Source organism: Xanthomonas sp. WHRI 7945, assembly GCF_035026585.1.
Window position 1 is genome coordinate 283,713 of record NZ_JAYIQP010000002.1, and the last position, 19,062, is coordinate 302,774.

At 66.9% G+C, this 19,062-nt stretch carries 16 protein-coding genes; 5 read left to right on the forward strand and 11 right to left on the reverse strand.

The annotated features are described in order from the left end of the window. Positions 1–36: 36 nt before the first annotated feature. The 7 genes from VDQ83_RS03100 to VDQ83_RS03130 form a co-directional block, all read right to left on the reverse strand. Positions 37–3,102, reverse strand: a complete 3,066-nt coding sequence (locus VDQ83_RS03100) for an efflux RND transporter permease subunit (protein WP_455433814.1) — start codon at positions 3,100–3,102, stop codon at positions 37–39. Beyond that, a complete protein-coding gene (locus tag VDQ83_RS03105; protein ID WP_455433815.1) occupies positions 3,099–4,337 on the reverse strand; it encodes an efflux RND transporter periplasmic adaptor subunit in 1,239 nt (412 codons plus the stop codon). The genes VDQ83_RS03100 and VDQ83_RS03105 overlap by 4 nt, the downstream gene beginning before the upstream one ends. 83 nt (positions 4,338–4,420) lie before the next feature. Continuing rightward, entirely contained in the window at positions 4,421–4,669 is a 249-nt protein-coding gene (locus tag VDQ83_RS03110; RefSeq protein ID WP_455433816.1) for a hypothetical protein, read from the reverse strand. 29 nt (positions 4,670–4,698) lie between these two features. After that, positions 4,699–6,069, reverse strand: coding sequence for a sensor histidine kinase (locus VDQ83_RS03115; protein WP_455433817.1), 1,371 nt, complete (start codon positions 6,067–6,069; stop codon positions 4,699–4,701). After that, complete coding sequence (locus VDQ83_RS03120; protein ID WP_455433818.1) at positions 6,056–6,829, reverse strand: response regulator transcription factor; 774 nt, start codon at positions 6,827–6,829, stop codon at positions 6,056–6,058. Before VDQ83_RS03120 ends, VDQ83_RS03115 begins: the two co-directional genes overlap by 14 nt. Beyond that, positions 6,786–7,583: a MipA/OmpV family protein gene (locus VDQ83_RS03125; RefSeq protein ID WP_455433819.1), complete on the reverse strand. Its 798-nt coding sequence runs from the start codon at positions 7,581–7,583 to the stop codon at positions 6,786–6,788. Before VDQ83_RS03125 ends, VDQ83_RS03120 begins: the two co-directional genes overlap by 44 nt. A 267-nt stretch (positions 7,584–7,850) precedes the next feature. Further along, positions 7,851–8,735 carry a LysR family transcriptional regulator gene (locus VDQ83_RS03130; protein WP_455433820.1) on the reverse strand — a complete coding sequence of 295 codons (885 nt, stop codon included), beginning with the start codon at positions 8,733–8,735 and terminating at the stop codon, positions 7,851–7,853. A gap of 105 nt (positions 8,736–8,840) precedes the next feature. On the opposite strand from VDQ83_RS03130, the gene VDQ83_RS03135 reads away from it, so the two are divergent. The 5 genes from VDQ83_RS03135 to VDQ83_RS03155 all read left to right on the forward strand — a co-directional run bounded on the left by VDQ83_RS03135 (position 8,841) and on the right by VDQ83_RS03155 (position 13,314). Then, positions 8,841–9,773 (forward strand): NADP-dependent oxidoreductase, encoded by a 933-nt coding sequence (locus tag VDQ83_RS03135; RefSeq protein ID WP_455433821.1) that lies wholly within the window; start codon positions 8,841–8,843, stop codon positions 9,771–9,773. 281 nt (positions 9,774–10,054) lie between these two features. After that, complete coding sequence (locus tag VDQ83_RS03140; protein WP_455433822.1) at positions 10,055–10,330, forward strand: hypothetical protein; 276 nt, start codon at positions 10,055–10,057, stop codon at positions 10,328–10,330. 224 nt (positions 10,331–10,554) lie between these two features. Next, positions 10,555–11,706, forward strand: a complete 1,152-nt coding sequence (locus tag VDQ83_RS03145; protein ID WP_455433823.1) for an SPFH domain-containing protein — start codon at positions 10,555–10,557, stop codon at positions 11,704–11,706. A 19-nt stretch (positions 11,707–11,725) separates the two neighbouring features. Next, complete coding sequence (locus VDQ83_RS03150) at positions 11,726–13,066, forward strand: TFIIB-type zinc ribbon-containing protein (RefSeq protein WP_263394588.1); 1,341 nt, start codon at positions 11,726–11,728, stop codon at positions 13,064–13,066. Then, complete coding sequence (locus VDQ83_RS03155) at positions 13,063–13,314, forward strand: hypothetical protein (RefSeq protein WP_263394589.1); 252 nt, start codon at positions 13,063–13,065, stop codon at positions 13,312–13,314. Before VDQ83_RS03150 ends, VDQ83_RS03155 begins: the two co-directional genes overlap by 4 nt. Positions 13,315–13,456: 142 nt before the next feature. Here the strand turns inward: VDQ83_RS03155 and VDQ83_RS03160 are convergent, their stop codons facing one another. From VDQ83_RS03160 to VDQ83_RS03175, 4 genes are all read right to left on the reverse strand, one after another. Beyond that, positions 13,457–13,663: a hypothetical protein gene (locus VDQ83_RS03160; protein WP_455433824.1), complete on the reverse strand. Its 207-nt coding sequence runs from the start codon at positions 13,661–13,663 to the stop codon at positions 13,457–13,459. A 233-nt stretch (positions 13,664–13,896) separates the two neighbouring features. Further along, complete coding sequence (locus VDQ83_RS03165; RefSeq protein ID WP_455433825.1) at positions 13,897–15,843, reverse strand: beta-N-acetylhexosaminidase family protein; 1,947 nt, start codon at positions 15,841–15,843, stop codon at positions 13,897–13,899. A 163-nt stretch (positions 15,844–16,006) separates the two neighbouring features. Next, entirely contained in the window at positions 16,007–17,317 is a 1,311-nt protein-coding gene (ectB, locus tag VDQ83_RS03170) for a diaminobutyrate--2-oxoglutarate transaminase (RefSeq protein ID WP_455433826.1), read from the reverse strand. 102 nt (positions 17,318–17,419) lie between these two features. Then, entirely contained in the window at positions 17,420–19,009 is a 1,590-nt protein-coding gene (locus tag VDQ83_RS03175; RefSeq protein WP_455433827.1) for an MBL fold metallo-hydrolase, read from the reverse strand. Between the last annotated feature and the right edge of the window lie 53 nt (positions 19,010–19,062).

Here is a 19,062-nt window from a genome sequence, read left to right on the forward strand (position 1 = left end):
TACGGCGTGGTCGCGCGGCCGTTCCTGGCGCGGCCGTCACGCAGATGCGCCGCCGCGGCGAGCGTTGCCCATTATCGCCACCACGCGTCGGCGCAGCTCGGCGATGCTGACGAACAACACCGGCACCACCAGCAGGCTGAGGACCGTCGAGGTTACCAACCCGCCGATCACGGTGATCGCCATCGGCTGCCGGAAGCTCGCGTCGGCGCCCAGTCCAAGCGCGATCGGCAACATGCCGGCGATCATCGCCAGCGAGGTCATCACGATCGGGCGTGCGCGGTGCGCGGCGGCCTCGGCGATCGCCTGCGACGGGGAAGAGGCCTGGCCGTTGCGCAACGCCTGCTCGGCATGGTCCACCAGCAGGATGGAGTTCTTGGTCACGATGCCCATCAACATGATCAGGCCGATCATGCTCGGCACGTTGAGCTCCATCGAGCTCAGCAGCAAGGCCGCGAATGCGCCACCCAGTGACAGCGGCACCGCCGACAGAATGGTGATCGGCTGGAACGCGTCCTTGAACAACAGCACCAACACGCAGTACATGCAGACGATACCGGCGGCGATGGCGCCGATCAGCCCGCCTGCCATTTCCGCGGCCAGTTCGGCATCGCCGGTCTCGATCCGCGTGACCGCCTTGGGCATGGCTTGGCTGGTGGGCAGTGCGGCGATGGCGGCGTTGGCCTGTCCGAGCGCAAGCCCGCCCAGGCTCGCGCTGAGCGTGACGTAGCGCTGGCGGTCGAACCGCTCCAACTGGTACGGCCCGCTCTCCATCGCCACGCTCGCCACGCTGCCCAGCGGCACCGGGCCGTGCCGCCCCGGCACGCGCAACTGGGTGAGCGTGTCGAGGTCGCTGCGCGCGGCCTGCGGCAGTTGGGTGCGGATCAGCAGCTGGCGGCTGTCGAGCGTCAGCCTGGGCAGGTCGGTGTCGTAATCGCCTCCCAGCGCGATGCGCACGGTGTCGGCCAGGGCCTGGGTTTCCACGCCCCGCTCCACCGCAAGGCCCAGCATCGGGCGCACCACCAGCTCCGGCTGCTCGAGGCTGGCGGAGGATGTCACGTTGGCCAGTCCGCGCACGCCACGCATTTCGCGCTCCAGCGAACGCGCCGTGGCGGCCAGCAGGTGGGGATCGTTGCTCGCCAGGATGAGCGCGACCTCGCCCCCGGGCGCGTTGCCGCCGACCGTCACGCGCGCGCCGGGCAGCGTGGCCAGCCGGTCGCGGATCTGCTGCTCGAGCGCAGGCTGCGGTGGGCGCTGGCCGCGCTTGGCCAAGGTGATGGTCAGCACCGCCCTGCGCGTCTCGGACACCGACATGCCGGCGTCGCCTTCGGTGCCGCCGATGCTGGTGAACACCTGCACGACGCCGGGCAGATCCGCCACCGCCTGGCGCACCCGCTCGGCCATGGCGGTGGAGCGCTCCAGCGACGTTCCCGGCGGCGACTCCACGCCGATCTGCACATAGCCCTGCTCCGCCGGCGGGATGAAACCGGTGGGGATCAGCGGCAGCAAGGCCAGCGATGCAACCAGCATCGCCGCGGCCAGCAGCAGCGTCGCGGCGCGGTGCTGCAGGCACCACGCCACTCGCGCACGGTACCAGGTGACCCATGCGCTTTCCTGGCAATGCACGGCGGGCGCGTCGGCCAGCCAATGCACCGCCAACAACGGTGTCAGCAAGCGCGCGACCAGCAGCGAGGCGAGCACCGCGATCACGGTCGTCCAGCCGAACTGTGCGAACAACAGGCCGGAGATGCCCGGCATGAGCGCGGTCGGCAGGAACACCGCCACCAGCGTGAGCGTCGTGGCGATCACCGCCACCGCGATTTCCGACACCGCATCGGCGGTGGCCTCGCGCAAAGGCTTGCCCAGCCGCCGGTGGCGTTCGATGTTCTCGATCTCGACGATCGCATCGTCGACCAGGATGCCGGCGACCACCGCAAGCGCAAGCAACGTCAATGTGTTGAGAGAAAAGCCCAGCCATGGCATCAGCGCGAAGGTGGGCAGGATCGACAACGGCAGCGCCATCGCCGCCACCGCGGTGGCGCGCCAGTCGCGCAAGAACCACCACACCACCAGCACGGCCAGCAGCGCACCTTCCAGCAACAGCTGCATCGAGCCGTCGAACTGTTCCTGCGTGTAGTCGACGCTGCCCGCCACCCGCGTCACCACCACCTCCGGGTAACGCTGTGCCAGTTCGGACAGGGCCTGCTCCACCGCCGCCGCCACCCGGGTTTCGTCGCGTCCACGCGCACGATAGATGTCCATCCCGACCACCGCTTTGCCATCGAGCAGCGCGGCGCTGCTGCGATCGCGCGGACCGTCCACGACGCGTGCCACCTGTTCCAGCCGCAGCCAGCGTCCATCCGCCAATGGGATCGGCAACCGTTCCAGTTCGCGCGCCTGCTGCACTGTCGCCACCGTGCGCAACGCCTGCGTCTGTTCGCCGAGGCGCGCGGTACCGCCAGAGGCTTGCTGCTGCACACGGCCGATGGCACGGGAGACTTCGGCGGCGCTGACATCGAGCGCCGCCATGCGCGCAGGGTCGAGCTCGACGCGCACTTCGCGCTCGACTCCTCCCACCCGCGCCACCCGGCCGACGCCTGGAAGCACCCGCAAGGTCTTGGCGAGAACGTCGTCGACGAACCAGGACAATTGCTGCTCGTCCATCTCCTTCGCCTGCACGGCGTAACCCAGGATCGGGCTGCTCCCCAGCAGTTCCGCGCTGACCGACGGCGGCAGCACGGTGGACGGCAAGGTCGAGCGCATGCGGTCGACCGCCTCCTTGGTCTCGGTCAACGCCTCCTGCAACGGCTTGCCGATCTCGAACTGGGCGCTCACCCGCACCATGCCGTTGAACACGGTGCTGCGCACATGGCGCAGGCCGACCAGTCCGGTGAGCGCGTCCTCCACCGGGCGGGCGACCTCGCTTTCCAGTTGCAGCGGCGAACCGCCAGGCTGCACCAGCGCGATGTTGATGGTGGGCAGGTCGATCTCGGGAAGATCCTGCACCGGGAGGTTGCGGAAGCCGACCCAGCCAGCCAGCGCCAGCAGCAGGAACAACAGCACCACCGGGGTGGGGTGGCGGATGGGCCAGGTCGCCGCGCTCACGGCGAACCGGCCTTACCCGCGCCGGCCTGCGTTGCAGCGCCCGATGCCGGCACGATCCGCACCTGGTCGCCGTCGGCCAGGAAGGCGGCGCCTTCGTGCGCCACGACATCATCGGCCGACACGCCGGCCACGATCTCCACCAGCGCCCCCTGGCGCCGCCGCACCGTCACCTCGCGCAACGCCACCTTGTGGCGGGCACCCAAGGCCTGGAGCACGAACACGCAACTGCGTCCGTCGCGTACCACGACCGAGGCCGCCGGCAGCGCCATCGCCGGTGTCGTCTCGCCACCGATGCGCCCTTCCACGTACATCCCGGCCCGCGCAGTGGAGCCGCTGCGGATGTCCGCGTAGACCAGCCCCAGGCGCGAATCGCTGCCGAGCACCGGCGAGGTCTGGCGTACCAGCGCCTCGGCATGGCTGCCATCGGCAAGCGTCAGGCGGACCACTTGGCCTTTGGCGATCGTCGAAAGCTGCGCGGCCGTCACCTCGCCCCGCCACTCCAGCCGATGCTGGCGAATCAAGGTGAACAACGCCTCGCCGTCCTGCGGCACGCCACCGGGCGTGGCGGCGCGGGCGCTGATCACGCCCGCGTCGGGCGCGCGCAGCACGGTGTTGGCAAGGTCGATCCGCTTGGCGGCCAGCGCCGCCTGTGCCACGCGCACGTCGGCGGCGGCCGTGTCCACGCGCGTGGTCGCCTGCAGGATGGCCTGCTCGCTGAGAAACTTGCTCGCGCGCAGCGCGACCGCGCGTTCGCCGTCGCGCCGGGCCTGCGCGTGCAGCGCCTGCGCCTGCGCCAGGGCGGCGCGCAGGCGCAGGACGTCGGCGCGCAATACCGCGTCGTCCAGCCTGGCCAGCACCTGGCCCTTGCCGACCAGATCGCCCACGTCGACCTCGACGCTGGCCACTCGCAAGCCGCTCAGCGGCGACGCCAACGACGCCTCCTGCCACGGCACGATCGCACCCGAGGCCAGGATCTGCTCCTGCCACTGCAATTGCCGCGTCGTTGCGGTGGTGATGCTGAGCATTCCCGGTAGCGCGGCGTCGGCAACGCTTGCCGCTTCGGCCGCCCTGCCATGTCCGAACGTCCCAACCGCCCATCCCGCCACGCCCGCCAGCAGCGCGATCAGCGCCAGCACGGCCACCCTCGCCCGGCCGCCGAGGCGCCTGGCCAGTACAGGCGGATGCGCGTCGAAGTGGAGCCGTGCCACCAAAGCGGAGATCTCGTCCCGTTTCATGTTCAATGTCCACACCAGTGTCGCGGCGCGCCGGGATGGCGAGCGCTGCGCAGCAGGTACTGTGGTGTGCCGGCGCTTACCCGCTACTTACGGGACGCGGCGTTTGTCGACGGCACGCGGGCGGAATGCAGGCCGGCGACGATCGGCACCGCCGCTTGCAGATGCGCGACGCGGACCAGAAAGCTCAGCACGGCGATGCCATGGCCGTCGGCGATCATCTGCGCGGCGGTACGCCCGCCCAGTGCATCGATGGGGTCGGCGCCGAACCAGTGTTCGGCGCACCCAGGTGCAGGGTCGATCAGCCGCGCCAACTCCAGGACCAGCGACTGCAACGCCGCCTGCGTCTCGCCTGTGTTCTCCCTCACGGGCGCAACTCCGCGGTGGCGTCGAACACGACCTCAAAGCGCGCACCGCCAGCGTCACCGGCATCGGCCAGCGCGACACGCCAGCCGTGCGCGCCGCAGATCTCCGCGCAGATCGACAGACCCAGGCCGGCGCCCTCGCGCTCATCGGTACGCGCCCGCCAGAACCGCGCAAACAGGTGTGGCCGGTCGCCCAGCGCCACTCCGCTGCCCTGGTCCTGCACGCTAAACCCGTTCGCATGCAGCGCCAAGACCACCACGCCCCCTCGCGGGCTATGCAGGATCGCGTTTTCCAGCAGGTTCTTGGCCAGCACGAACAATGCGGCGCTGTCGGCTTCCACGTTGGCGCTCGTCGCCATGCCCTGCCGGAAGACCACGCTGACCGCATGCTGCTGGCCCAGGCGTTGCAGGTAGCGCACCGCATCCTCGAGCACGGCGTCCGGCGCGATGCTGGAGAAGCGGAAGTTGTGTCCTTCGCTGACCTCCGCCAACTGCAGCAACTGGTGGACCTGCCTGGCCATCAGCGCGGTGTCGCGCAGCAGCAGCTCGCGATTGGCGGCGCCGCCCAGTTCGATCTCGCCTTGCAGCAGCGCCAGTGGCGTCTTGAGTTCATGGGCGGCCGCGGCCAGAAACTGCTGTTGCACCTGGAATCCGGCTTGCAGCCTGTCCAGCGTCGTGTTGAACGCCGCGATCAGCGGGCGCAGTTCGGCGGGCAGGCTGTCGCCGCGCAAGCGTGCGGCGAGGTTGCGCGGGCCGATCGCCGCGGCGGCGTCGGAGACCGCGCGGATCGGGCGCAGCATGCGCGTGACGGTCAGATAGACCACCGCCACGAAGATCAGCAATGCCACCGCGGTGGTGAGCAGCAGCGCCCGCAGATACAGCTCGCCGGCGTGGTGCTGCAAGGTGGTCACCAGACGGTGGCTGCGCGCCACGCGCACGGTGAATGGAACGCCCGCGTGGGCGATGCCCACCTGGGCGACTTCCAACGCAAGACTGCGTCCACGGACGTCGACATGCAGCACCTTCGCATCGGGCGCCATCGCACGCAGGGCGCGCAGCGCTGGGCCATTGGGGCTGTGTGCCAGCGGACGACCGCGTGCATCCTGCACCTCGTAGGCGGCGTCGCGCGGCATCGCATCGTAGATCGCCGCGTTGCTGTCGCTCAGCCGTACCGTCACCTGGCCGGCACCATCCACGCCCATGCCCTCGGCGATGTGCTGCACCTCTTCGGCCAGCTCGGCGCGGAGGATGCGCGTGGGGTCGTCCGGCCACATCTGCAGGCCCAGCACCGCCGCACCCACCGCGGTCGCGGCGATCAGGCCGGCCACCGCTGCGGCCAGCAGGCGCGCAGACAGGCTATGCAGGCGCATCCGGCGTGCTCAACGAGAAACCCTGGTTGCGCATGTTCGCAACGCTCACGCACGAGCGCAGCGCCGTCAGCTTCTTGCGCAGGCGGTGAATGGCCACATCCAGCGCATTGGGCGTGACCGCCTCGGAGACGCCCCAGGCGGCGAGTTCCAGCGTGTCGCGGCGCACGGTGCGGCCGCCTGCGCGTACCAGGGCGATGACGATCTGCAACTCCGAGGACGACAGCGTCGCCGTCTGCTCGCCGCAGCGCATCGCGCTGTGCTGCGGCTCCACGGTCAGGTCGCCGAACGCCGGCTGCGACAGCTGCAGCTGCGGCGTGCGGCGCATCAACGCCCGCACCCGCGCAGCAAGCTCGTCCAACGCGAACGGTTTGGCCAGGTAGTCGTCCGCACCCGCGTCCAGGCCGTCCACGCGGTCGCGCAATGCATCGCGCGCGGTCAGCATCAGGCAGGGGGTCTGGTCGCCGCCGCCACGCAGCCGCCTCACCAGTTCCAGGCCGTCGCCGTCGGGCAGGCCACGGTCGACGATGACCACCGCGTACGGCCGGTCCCGCACAGCGTGGCACCCGGCCTCGAGGCTGCGATAGTGATCGACCGCGATGCCTGCCGCCTGCAACCCCCGGGTCACCAGGCCGGCCAGGCGCAGATGGTCTTCCACCAGCGCAACCCGGTTGTGGATGGTGTCCGATGCCACTGTCACCGCCATGCGCCCCTCATGTTCAGAAGCTGCGGGTGATGCCGATCCGCACGCCCGCGCTGCCATCGGTGTCCGGCTCCGACAACGGGCTGTCGGTGATTTCGCTGGGCAGGAACTGGTAATTCACCGCGCCGATCACTTTCCATTTCTCACCCAATGAGCGCTGGAACCCGAGATTGACCTGCGGCACCACCGCGGCACCTGGCGCATACGCCGCCACGCCACGCGCCACCTCCTTGTCGGTGATTCCGTAGTAGTACTGCACGATGTCCTTGGACATCCACGTCACCGACGCGCCGGGCACCACCGTGGTCTTTCCCCACTGTAAAGCATACCCATAGTCCAGCGTCACTTCCTGGCCCCCGCTGGTGTCGGTGACGTCCGCCAGCGCACGCAGCTTCAATTGCCCGGCGCGCCCGAACCAGCGGATCGCGATGCCTGCGTCGAGTGCATCGTCGCGGTCTTCCAACAACGCTGGATTCAGCCCATTGGCAACGAGTTCGCGCTGGCCAAGATCCGCGATGTCGAAGCCATCGAATCGCCCGGCGATCATCAGGTCGATGCCGATCCGGTCGGTCTCGAGGACATGCACGCCCGCCGACAACCCATTCCAGAAGATCCGCTCGCCTTCGAACGTCACTAGCGGAAACGGCCTGATCCGTGTGCCCTCGCCTGCGTACGTGCTCTGCCGCGCATTGGCGCCGACGCCGATGCTCCAGCGGTCGTCGTCGACCTCCTGCAACAGATCCGCGGTCGTGCTGTTCTGGGCCATGCCGATCGTCGGCGACGTCAGCATGAGGAGGGCGAGGGACTTGCGCATCGAAGCGTGCCTTGTGGGGGTGGGAACGCGGCCATTCTCTGGCGCCGCGACTTACAAGCGACTTACCGCATTGCCCACGCCTGCACCCAGGACGTCATTTCCGGCGGTTGTACCGGGGTGCGGAGCGCCGCATGCCGAGCGCGCTCCATCGCCGGGGAACGACCGGCGTCTGCGATGGCGAGAGCCATGGCCAGCCCTACCCTCGATACCCAGCCAGAATTCCCGCCACGTCGCGTTGAAGCCAGCTGCTAGCCACCTAATTCCGATTCATCGCATCGGAATGGTGAACGACCCGCCTGGATACTGGTCGCACATGAACTCCACGAATGCCCGGACCTTCGGACTCTGCAGGCGTCGCGAGGTGTGCAGAACCCAGAGTTCGACTTCGTCGCCGACGATGCCCCAGGTCACCAGTTCGCCTTTTTCCAGCAGGCTGCCGATGATCGACTGCGGCAGCATCGCCACGCCGGCACCGGCGGCAATCGCGTCGCGGATCATCAGCAGCGAGGACAGGCGCAGGATCGGCTGCGGCTCGACGCTGAACTGGCCATTGCGAACGCTCCACACATCGCCGTCGCGATAGCTCGGCATGACCGCGGCCGGCACCCGGAACGGCGTGTCGCGCGCGCCGGTCGGCATCTGCACCGAGGGCGCTGCGGCAAGCACCATCCTGTCCCTGGCAAAGCAGCGGCCGACCAGGTTGCTGTCCTTGCGCGGATTGATACGGATGGCGGCATCGAAGTGCTCCTCGACCAGGTCGACGACACGATCCGCGGCCACCGCTTCGATCTGCACGTCGGGATAGCGCGCCACGAACTGGGCCGCGATGCGCCCCAACGCCAACTGCGAGAACAGGTTCGGCGCCGCGATCCGCAGCCGCCCCTGCGGCGTTGCGATGCCGTCGCGCGCCGCCGCCGCCGCTTCGGCCACCTCGCGCATCGGCCCTTCCGTTCTGCTCAGCAGCAGTTGGCCGGCTTCGGTCAGTTCCAGGCTGTGCGAGCCCCGCTCGATGAGCCGAATGCCCAGCGCTTCCTCGAGATCGGCGACGCGGCGCGAAAGCGTGGCCTTGGAGCGCCCACTCGCCCGGCTCGCCTTGCCGAAGCCGCCGTGGGCCGCCACCAATTGAAAGTCCTCGAGCGCGTTGAGGTCCATGTGTCTCACATTTGATACGGAATATCTACATATTATGATCTTCGTTTTGGATTTGAAACCACCTATCGTTTGGTCGTCCGCAACCAAACCCTCAAGGAGTTTCTGATGAACACCATCCGTGCCTTGCTTCTCATCGAATACGGCGGCGCCGACGCGGCCAGGATCGCATCGACCGAAGCGCCGACCGCCGCAGCCGGCCAGGTGCTGGTGCGGGTCCAGGCCGCCGGCATCAACGGACTGGACTGGAAGGTGCGGGAAGGCTACGTCCGCGACGCGTTTCCGCTGCAACTGCCGACCGTCCTGGGCATCGAACTGGCCGGCGTCGTCGAGGCCGTCGGCGCGAACGTCACCCGACTGCGCAAGGGCGATCGCGTGATGGGGCCGCTCGGCGGCCTGGGCGCCTACGCCGAACTGGTCGCGGTCAACGAGGCCAATCTCAGCCTGATCCCCGACGCCCTGAGTTTCGTGGAAGCGGCGGCGCTGCCGGTCGCTTCGGTGGCCGGGTGGCAGAGCCTGCACTTCGCCGGCCCCATCCGTGCCGGGCAGCGCATCCTGATCCACGGCGCGGCCGGCGGTCTGGGCGGGTTCGCGGTGCAGTACGCGCGCCAGGCGGGCGCCGTGGTCTACGCCACCGCCCTGGCCAGCCAGGCCGACTATGTCCGCAGCCTGGGTGCGGACCACGTCATCGCCTACGACCAGACGCAGTTCGAGCGTTCGGTGACCGACATCGATCTGGTGCTCGACTACGTCGGTGGCGAAGTGCTGAACCGCTCGTGGTCGGTGCTTGCCGAAGACGGCGCCATCGTCAGCACCGTATCGCCAGCGATCCTGTCGAGCACGCCGGCCGGGCGCCGCGGCCTGTGGTTCATCAACACGCCCGATGCCGCGCGGCTGCAGGCGATCGCCGAGGACGTGGCGCAGGGGCGCCTGCAGTCCAAGATCGGCGCCGTGGTGCAGTTCGACGACCTGCCTGCGGCGATCGAACGTAACCGGACCCAGCCGCAGCTCGGCAAGACGGTCGTGGATTTCTCGGCCTGACATCGGCCGTCGTCGCGGTCGCCGTCTCTGAAAATTGACGGCGATCGAGGCCCTTGCATGGGTGATCCGTCGCTCACCCGCTTGCTCTGCCGAACTGGGGCGGTTCGGTGCGCACATCCCTTGCGTGCGTGCTCCAAGGCGAATCGCGCGATCAGCACGAAGCCTTAACCACCTCCTCCTATCCTAGCGGCGCGCTGGATGACGCCAACTGCGTCCACGACATTCCGTGCGGCACAGAGCACGCCACCAGACGCTTACGGACATTCAAACAAGGAGATTCCATGAAGACACTGCACGCTCTCATGTTCGCCGGATGCCTGCTGGGCATGAGTTCGCCCGCGTTCGCCGAGGTCGCCAACCTGACCAACAGCGCCGATGGCGCCAATCGCGATGCCGGTATCGCGGCGGTGAAAAAGAAGCTGCAGGACGCCTGCACGGAACGCAAGGGCACGCCGAATCTGGACTCGTTCGAGGTCGTGTTCGAGAAGACCAGCCAGAACCCGGATGTTCCCAAGCCCTACTACGTGGACGCGAAACTCAAGTGCGACCTGCCCTGAGGCCGACACCGGCCGGCATGCCGGTCGGCGCCCGGACGAGGTAGAACCGTAACAAGGCCCCGCTCCGGCGGGGCTTTGTTTTTGGACCGCCGCCCGTGTGCCGAGCCTAGCTCCAACGGTAGGCGGGATCGACAAGGCTCGCGCTTCACGCCCGGCCCGCTGCTGATATAGTCCGGCGGCACGATGGGTACGGTACCCGTCCACAAGAATCAAAGGGAGTTGTCATGGGTCTCGTACAGGCGGTGGCGGGTGCGGTGGGCGGCGTTCTCGCCGACCAGTGGAAAGACTTCTACACCGTGCCGGCAGGCCTGCCGTCGACGGCGGCGCTGTTCGCCGCGGTCCCGCGCGGCACCAATGCCGGGCGGGGTTCGAACACCGGCGCCTCTTCCAACATCATCAGCAACGGCTCGAAGATCGTCGTTCCCGAAGGCTACGGCCTGCTGCTGATGCAGGACGGTGCGATCACCGGATTCGTCGCCGAGCCGGGCGGCTACGAATGGCGCTCCGACGATCCGAACTCGCAGTCGATCTTCGCCGGCGACGGCCTGGTCGCGCCGCTGATCCGGCAGAGCTGGGAGCGCTTCAAGTTCGGCGGCCAGCCGGGTTCGCAGCAGGCCGCGTTCTTCGTGTCGCTGAAGGAACTGCCCGAGAATCGCTTCGGCACGCAGTCCGAGATCTACTGGGACGACGGCTTTCTCGGCACCCAGGTCGGCGCGGTGACGCGCGGCTCCTACACGCTGAAGATCGTCGACCCGATCCTGTTCGTGAAGAACTTCGTCCCGGCCCGCTACCTGCAGCCGGGCCAGGTGTTCGATTTCACCGATCTGGAAAATTCCGCCGCCAACCAGCTGTTCAACGAGGTGGTGGGCTCGCTCGCGCCAGCCTTCAGCCTGTACACGAACGACCCGGGCAAGGGCAACCGCATCACCAAGCTGCAGCAGGATTCGCTCGGCTTCGCCAAGAGCCTGTCCGATGCGGTCGAGCAGGCGTACCAGTGGCGTTCCGACCGCGGCCTGGCCATCGTCAAGACCGCGATCGTGTCGATCGAGTACGACGCGAACACGCGGGAACTGCTCAAGACCGTGCAGCGCGCCGACGCGCTGGCCGGCGCGCGCGGCAACTCCAATCTGCAGGCGAGCGTCGCCCAGGGCATCCAATCGGCCGGTGAGAACGGCGGCGCCGCGGGCCTGGTCGGGGTCGGCATGGCCACGGGCATGGTCGGCGGCGTCGGCGGCCTGCAGCAGCCGGTCGCGCCCGCCGCACCGGCCGCCGACGACGCGGTCGCCAAGCTGAAGAAGGCCAAGGAGATGCTGGACCTCGGCCTGATCACCCAAGGCGACTACGACGCGGCCAAGGCCAAGGCACTGGGCCTGTAACCGCGGACGCGCCCAGACCATGTCCGACTCCAGAACGACGCCTCCGCCGTTGCCACCGATGCCGCCGCCGTTGCCGGCGGCGCCGGTGAGTGGCCCGGGCTCGCCGCAGGACGTGCCGCCCCTGCCGGGCGGCTTTCCGATCGATCCGGCCACCCTGCCCGGCCCGATCCGCGACGAAGTGCAGGCCCCCGATCCGCTGGCCATCGACACCGCCGCCGCCGAGCTCAGGGATGGCCTCAATCGCTGCCCGAAATGCGGCGCCACCGACATCCGGCCCAAGCTCGGCACCGACCTGCTGGTCTGCCAGTACTGCCGCAACGAATGGCACGGCGCGCGGGTCGAGGAGGCATTCGGATTCGGCGACGGCATCGGCGCGCTGCGCGGCACGGTCATTGCGTCCGGCGCGCGCGACATCGCCGCCGACGCCGCCAGCCTGATGAGCTTCAAGTGCACCGGTTGCGGCGCCGAGGTCACGATCAACACCGAAAGCACGATGACCGCACGCTGCCACTGGTGCCGCCATGTGTTCGGCGTCAACGAGCAGATCGCCAACGGCGCGGTGCCCGATGCGGTGCTGCCGTTCCATATCGGCAAGGACGATGCGGTCGCGCGCATCCGCCAGTTCGTGGACAAGCGGCGCCTGTTCGCGTTGAAGGCGTTCAAGGAGCAGTTCACGCCGGAGAACGTCGTCGGCGTCTACCTGCCCTACATGATCGTCGACAGCAACGTGAGCGCCAGCGTGGCCGGCAAGGGCGAGATCAAGACGCGCGAGTACACCCGCGGCACCGAAAAGAACAAGCAGACCTACTACGATGCCGATGTGTACCAGGTGGAGCGGCACGTGGATTTCACCGTGGACGACCTGCCGCTGGAATCGTCCTCCGACCGCGGCAACCTGGACACGCGGGCCAACACCAACAACATCATCAACACGATCCTGCCGTTCGACACCAAGAACGCGGTGAAGTGGAACGCGTCGTACCTGGCGGGCTTCACCTCGGAGAAGCGCAACCTCGACATCGAGCAGTTGCGGCCGCGCGTGGAGGACCAGTTGCTGTCGATCGCCCGTGCCCAGGTCGAAGACTCCGTCGACCGCTACGACCGCGGCGTGCGCTGGGAGCAGGAGCGGCTGGAGGTCCACGGCACGCGCTGGGTGTCGATGTACTTGCCGGTGTGGCTGTATTCGTACCACCAGCCCGGCCGCAACGGCGGCATGCTGCACTACATCGCGGTGAACGGCCGCACCGGCGAGACCATGGGCAGCGTGCCGGTGCAGCAGTGGAAACTGCTGCTGGCCGCGCTCACCGCCGGCAGCGTCATCGAAGCCTTGGCACTCTGGATCGTGGTGACCACCTCATGAGCGACGACAATGGCCTATGGCTGCTGCTGGCCGGCCCGGCAGGCGCCAGCGCGCTGTACTGGGCGCTGTACCGGTACTACCGCAACACCGACAAGTCGCACGCCTTCGAGCGCGAGACCAGCGTCGAGGCGACGCCGGTGACCGGCTCGGACAGCAAGGTCGGCACGGTGACGGGAACACAGGCGCGGCGCATCGGTGGCGACAACGTGCACGACTATCGGGCGCGCGTGCAGCGGGACAGCGGCTGAGGCGCTATCCAGATCCATGCCGCGCCAGGCGCGGGATCTGGAGCGGTGGGCACGGCAGCGCGGGCCGGCGAGGCACCGCTGTAACTCGACGATCCACTCATGGCGCGACTCTTCCGCGCCGATCGGCTCGGGCTCCCCACGCCTAGCGCTTGACACCTTTGCGCAATCGCCGCTGGAGCCCGGCGATCTGCCTCGGGCTGAAATCCTTGGCATGGCGCCGAAGCAGTTCGAGGATCGTCGCGTGCGCCTCGCCGGTACGGCGCTGCAATTCCGCCGCCGCGGCTCGCTCGATCGCCAGCCACTGTGAATGGGTAGTGCCGGTTGGACCGGCTTGGCGTTTGGCATTCAATGCGTCTGTGTCCGGTGGAAACCTGCGCTGGGCCGATCTCGTCGGCCGGCCAGGCGCAAGTTTACCGCCACTGCGGCGGGGGCGAGCCGGCTCCGACGCCGGCATCGTGTGCGCGGCGCTTCACCTTGCTCGGCAGACGACAAGCCAGGTGCTGGCTGACCTCCCCTTGCTGTCTTCGCCGCCGCGCGGCGGGCGCGGGACGTGATCGCCCGCCGTCGCTCAACCCTGCGCGCTCATTCCTGCACGCGTGGGAGATACACGAGCAGAGGCGCATCCGCCACGAACGTATCGAGTACGCCGTCGGCGACCTTGACCGGACCTGCAAAACGGGTCGCGCCGGGAATCGATTGGATCGCGCTGGCCTTGGCGGCGAGCCGCTTGGCCTCTTCGAAATCGCGCAGCGCGGCCCGGTCGCCTGCGAGCGCCGCCGTCAATCCATCGGCGCTGAGACGCAAGGAACGCCCCCACAGTTGCGTCGCATCCAGCCATGGAGCGGCTTCGGCCACGAAGCCCTGGGTGGCGGCGCCGGCACGGATCCGCTCCGGAGCCGCGGCAAGTGCATCGGCCGCCTTGCCCAGCGCATCGAGCGCGGCCTCGCTGGCCGCTGGGTCGCCGTCGGCAAGCGCGTCGCGCACGTCGTCGATCAGCGACTTGAGCCGGGGAGCCTGCGGCTGCCAGGGAAGGTGGCCGAACGTCGGCGCCATGTGCTGCGTGTCGAAGAAGGCCAGCAAGGCCTGGGTCACGACCGGGTCACCCCCGGCAAGATCGCGCGCCGCGGCGCGCCAGGTCCGTTGCGCATCGTAGTCGCGGTCGTTCCAGGCGAACGCCAGCAATCCCGCCACGGCCGGCCTGCTCGAGACCTCCTGATTCATCGGATTGGCGACGATACCGCTCAGTTCCTCCGACAGGCCCGCCTGGCGCCGATCGTAAGGCGCCATCAGCAACCGCCCGGTAGTCTCGGCGAAGTCGTTGACCGGGTAGTTGTCCCACAGCAGCGTCATGCGGCCGAACGCTTTGGTCGCGCTCTTCGCATCCATGATCGAGATCGAGGACGGCACTACATCGGTGCCTGTCCACTGGACGACGACGCGCGGGTCGAGCGCCTGCCGCAGCTTTGCCTTATAAGGCGATTCGGTGACGTTGAAATACTCGGTCGGCACCATGATCAGCGACCCATGGCCTGCCGCGGCGATATCCGCCTGCACCGCATTGAGCAGCTTCGCCTGGGCGGCGGCCGCCGCGCTCTCGCCCGCCGGACCGAATGCCGCCTCGTCGTCCTTGCAGTTCCATTTGGTGTATTCGATGTCGTCGAACGCGACGTAGAAGCTGCGCACGCCGCGCCCGCGCAGCGCCGCGAACTTGTGCCGGATCGCATCCAGGTCCGCCGGATCGCTGTAGCAGACCGAGGGACCAGGCGAGATCGCATAGACGAAATTGATGTGCTCGCGGTTGGCGACAGCGACGACCTTTCCCAGCGCATCGAGCGTGGCGGATGGATACGGATCCCGCCAGCGGTCGCGCGCGAACACGTCGTCCTTCGGGCTGTAGATGTAGGTGTTGGCCTTGAAGCGCGCGAGGAACGCGATATGCGCCGCGCGCTCTGCCATCGTCCACGGCTTGCCGTAGAAACCCTCGATGGTGCCGCGGACCGGCATCGCCGGATAGTCGGAGACCGCCACCGACGCCACGCGTCCGCGCGCGATGATCTGTCGGAATGTCTGTGCCGCGTGGTACAGGCCGTCGTTGTCCTTGCCGGCAAGGACGATCACCGCCCCCTCGCCGCCGGCGACGCTCCCCAACGCATAGCCTTCCTTGCGCTCCGGCAAGGTCGCGCCCGTGCGCGCGAGCGCCTCGCGCACCGGCGCAGCCTCGACCATACCGAGCAGCACATACACGGTGTCCAGATGCTTCGGCACGACCGAGGCGGCGCGGATCTGCGCGACGCCCGCCGCCGCCAGCGCGTCGCGCACCAGCGTCTCCGTCGCCTGGTCGGTGCCTTCCGGCCGCACCAGCACCACGGACGGACCGAGCGCGAAATCCGCTCCGGTCATGCGCACCGACGCCGGGGTGGGAAAGATGGCCGGTACGGTCGCCGCGATTGCCGGGCTTCCTGCAAGCAGCGCAAGCGCGAGCGCTGCCTTGGCCACAGCGTCAGCGCAGAACTGTCGGGACTTCCGCATCGAGCAACTCCATGCCGTGATTGGTATTTTAGTGATCCCTAAATGGTATCTACCAATGACGGCGAAGTCGAGGCATGACTTCCTCGGCTCCCTTCCTCCTGGCAATGCTCCCAATGTTGGTCCAGCGACTCGCGGCAACCGGTCCTGCTCGGATGCCGCCGGGCTAAGGGCGGTAGCCGAACTGCGCATCGACCGCAGCGGAAAGGCGCTCCAGCCCGTCCAGCAGGACGTCTTCCTCGATGGTCAAGGGAGGAATGAGCTTGACGACATTTTCGTCAGGTCCGCACAGTTCGACGATCAGCCCTTTTTCGAACGCTGCCTGGGAGACTCTGTCGGCGACATTCCTATCCTGGAAGACCAAGCCCTGCAACATGCCGATTCCGCGTACTTCGGATATGTGCTCGGGAGCAGAGGCTTGCATGGAGTGCAGCGCCTCGGCCATCAACCGCGATCTGTATTCGATCGCATTGCAGAACTTGTGGTCCTCCCAGTATTTCAGCACCGCAGTGGCGGCAACAAACGCCAGATTGTTGCCACGGAAGGTGCCGTTGTGTTCGCCTGGTTCCCAGCGATCCAGGCCGGGCTTCATCAGGACCAGGGACATGGGCAGGCCATAACCGGAGATCGATTTCGACAGGCAAACGATGTCGGGATAGATCCCCGCGCGCTCGAAACTGAAAAACGCGCCAGTACGGCCGCAGCCTGCCTGGATGTCGTCCACAATCAGCACGATGTCGTGTTTCTTGGCGAGCTCGGCCAAGCGTGCGAGCCATGACGAGGAGGCGACATTGATGCCACCCTCTGACTGCACCGTCTCGACGATGAACGCTGCAGGAAGGTCGATACCGGAACCGCTGCGCAGAAGCAGCGCCTCGATGACGTCCAACGAATCGATGTCCTTGCCCAGAAAGCCGTCGTAAGGCATGCGCACGACATCGTGCAGCGAAACGCCGGCCGCAGCGCGCTTGGATGCTCTTGCCGACGCGGCAAGTGAAGCCAGGCTCATGCCGTGGAATGCATTGGTGAAGGCCACGACGTTGCGCCGCCCTGTTATCTTGCGCGCCAATTTCAGCGCCGCCTCGACCGCGTTGGTGCCGGTCGGTCCGGTGAACTGCAGCCGGTAGTCATAGCCTCTCGGCGTCAGGATGACGCGTTTGAACTCGTGCAAAAAATCCCGTTTCGCAAGCGTATGCAAATCGAGGGCCTGAATGATGCCGTCGCTCGACAGGTACTCGATCAATCTGTCGCGCACCTCGGGATTGTTGTGGCCATAGTTGAGCGAACCGGCCGCTGCGAGGAAGTCGATGTACATGCGCCCGTTCTCGTCTTCGAGAACGGCGTTGCGCGCGGTCGAGAACACGGCAGGGAATCGGCGGCAATAGCTCCTGACGCCGGATTCGACCTCGTTGAACACCTGAAAGGAGTTCTGAGCGCGCGGAATACCGCCAAGCTCGACGACTGTGCAAACTGACATTGAACGCTCCTTGATTCAATCGGATTGAGCTCGCGTAGTCCGTTACGGGTGGCCACGGCATCGCGCGAGCGGCTTTCGTTTCCGGCAGGAAGCCGGCTCGTCTCAGAACTCCATCTCGCGGCTGCAAAAAAGACGTTCCCCTGGAATGTCCGCTTGCTTGCACTTTTCCAGAAACATGTCCGATTCGACCAACTGAATGCTGTCCGGCTCGTACTTCAGGCCCATCATGTACTGCAGCCATGGCTCCTGACCCATGGCATAGATGAACACCCTTGGCGGCAGCACTTCACTCAGTACGTTCCATGCGCGCTCGCAATTGGCACCGGAGAGGCGTCTGGATTCATTGTTCTTTCGCGTGATGGGCTTTCCAAGCAATGGCTCGTACAGCCAGGCAAGCGGCGCACCATGGCATTCCATGCCGAGAAACAGCGCGTCTATCTTCCCTACCCTGCGCATCATCCGCTGGTAGAGCATGCCGTCGACGCCGTCGGAGTCGATCAGGAACATGAGCTTTCGCCCTTTGAGCGTCAGTGCAATGGCATGCTTGCTGTAGATGCTCAGGTCCGCATGCTCGCCGGTGAAAGGCAAGCTGAGAATCTCTCCGTCGGGAACCTCGACGTGCTCGAATGCGTCCAGCACCTCCACGTCGCCGAAACCCAGAGACCGCAACATCAACTTCATCGATGGATCGGCGACGTTGCCGCTGTTGTTCGCAGGCACGACCACCTTACCGATACGATGCCTGAGCTGGATCAGCATTTCCGCGCAGAAATGATCCTGGTGGGAGTGCGTCAGGACCACATAGTCGATGAAGTCGGGAAGGTCGTTGTAGGTGAACCGCCCATCGTCCTTCGTCTCGAACGCCACCATCGGATCGAACAGGATCGATGTCTGATCGGTCTGGAACAGCACGCAGGCATGACCGAAATAGCGCATGCGTATCCCGGCACCGGCATAGCCGCTTTCACCGCTCGTGACTGGAGGCGACGTGGTGAAGAACTCGGCGAACGCCGGAGCGGCATCTGTGGCCACTTCGAACAGATTGACGATCTCCTGGAAGGGCCGCGCCTTCGTGCGCATGCCCGCCAGCGCATCCATTCTCTTGTCCGAGAAGTGCATGTCAAAGCGGAAGGAATCCTTGCCGTCCAAGCGCGGCGTGCTCATGAAAAAATGCCGCTCCTGCTCGCCGGCCAGCTGCAGGAAAATCTGCTGCTTCCCGCCCATTCCTTCATCGTAGACGAGGTCTTCGAAGAGCCTGATATTGGGGTGGTCGTTGGTGTCGTACAAGCACTCGACCAGACCGCGCAGCGACTGCGGCAGCCTGGAATAGAAACCATTCAGGGAAAATCCATTGGCCTCGGCCTGAAGCGTGGCACTGAAGTTCTTCAGGTCTTCGGCGAAGGTCAACATGGGGGCGCATAGCTTCTGGGTGTCGGCCATCAGTTGTTCGACGGCAGGCACATCCTCCAGCGCAAGGCTGACGAACGGGCCTCCATACATCTTCGGGTCGCTGCTCGCGGCCAGGTGTGCCGCAGGATTGGTCACGAACGACTGCATCAGTGGCAGCAGCCGGTACTTGAGGTTCATTGCCAGTTGCACCGGTGCGATCAGATACGGCCATGCGTACCAGCCACAGACGAGCGGCTCGATCTTCGTCTCGGATTTCAGGAAAACGGCATCGTTCGGATGCATCTAATGTCCTTATCAGGTTCTGTTTCTGGAGAAATGATGACTGGGGCCCGCCG

Bases quoted from the DNA above. Each gene is read 5' to 3' on its own strand.
- VDQ83_RS03175 (WP_455433827.1), bottom strand. From the start codon at position 19,009: ATGCATCCGAACGATGCCGTTTTCCTGAAATCCGAGACGAAGATCGAG.
- VDQ83_RS03130 (WP_455433820.1), bottom strand. From the start codon at position 8,735: ATGGACCTCAACGCGCTCGAGGACTTTCAATTGGTGGCGGCCCACGGC.
- ectB (WP_455433826.1), bottom strand. From the start codon at position 17,317: ATGTCAGTTTGCACAGTCGTCGAGCTTGGCGGTATTCCGCGCGCTCAG.
- VDQ83_RS03115 (WP_455433817.1), bottom strand. From the start codon at position 6,069: ATGCGCCTGCATAGCCTGTCTGCGCGCCTGCTGGCCGCAGCGGTGGCC.
- VDQ83_RS03155 (WP_263394589.1), top strand. From the start codon at position 13,063: ATGAGCGACGACAATGGCCTATGGCTGCTGCTGGCCGGCCCGGCAGGC.
- VDQ83_RS03150 (WP_263394588.1), top strand. From the start codon at position 11,726: ATGTCCGACTCCAGAACGACGCCTCCGCCGTTGCCACCGATGCCGCCG.
- VDQ83_RS03120 (WP_455433818.1), bottom strand. From the start codon at position 6,829: ATGGCAGCGCGGGCGTGCGGATCGGCATCACCCGCAGCTTCTGAACAT.
- VDQ83_RS03105 (WP_455433815.1), bottom strand. From the start codon at position 4,337: ATGAAACGGGACGAGATCTCCGCTTTGGTGGCACGGCTCCACTTCGAC.
- VDQ83_RS03145 (WP_455433823.1), top strand. From the start codon at position 10,555: ATGGGTCTCGTACAGGCGGTGGCGGGTGCGGTGGGCGGCGTTCTCGCC.
- VDQ83_RS03140 (WP_455433822.1), top strand. From the start codon at position 10,055: ATGAAGACACTGCACGCTCTCATGTTCGCCGGATGCCTGCTGGGCATG.
- VDQ83_RS03135 (WP_455433821.1), top strand. From the start codon at position 8,841: ATGAACACCATCCGTGCCTTGCTTCTCATCGAATACGGCGGCGCCGAC.
- VDQ83_RS03125 (WP_455433819.1), bottom strand. From the start codon at position 7,583: ATGCGCAAGTCCCTCGCCCTCCTCATGCTGACGTCGCCGACGATCGGC.
- VDQ83_RS03165 (WP_455433825.1), bottom strand. From the start codon at position 15,843: ATGCGGAAGTCCCGACAGTTCTGCGCTGACGCTGTGGCCAAGGCAGCG.